Annotated in this window: 1 protein-coding gene; it reads left to right on the top strand. The window is 64.9% G+C overall.

The window, feature by feature from the left end; translation table 11 throughout:
• Positions 1–271 (top strand): VCBS domain-containing protein (locus KW824_RS20720; RefSeq protein ID WP_218410894.1); only part of this gene is annotated, 271 nt, incomplete at both ends.

Raw genomic sequence — 271 nt, 5'->3', positions numbered from 1 at the left:
AGCACCCCGACCCTGACCGAGACCGGCACCCTGAGCGTGACCGACCTGGACGGCGCCGATGAGGCCAAGTTTGTGGCCGGCAACGGCGTGGCCAGCACTGGCGCACTGGGCAGCCTCGCCATCACCGAAGGCGGCACCTGGACTTACCAGGTCGACAACAGCAAGGTGCAGTACCTGGGCGAAGGGGAGACCAAGGTCGAGACCTTCACCGTGCAGTCTGTGGATGGCACCGAGCACACCGTCACCATCACCATCACCGGCGTCAATGATG

It is taken from the genome of Aeromonas sp. sif0611 (genome assembly GCF_019218845.1).
GTDB lineage: Bacteria > Pseudomonadota > Gammaproteobacteria > Enterobacterales > Aeromonadaceae > Aeromonas > Aeromonas media.
This window is presented reverse-complemented; position numbering and strand designations above follow the sequence as displayed.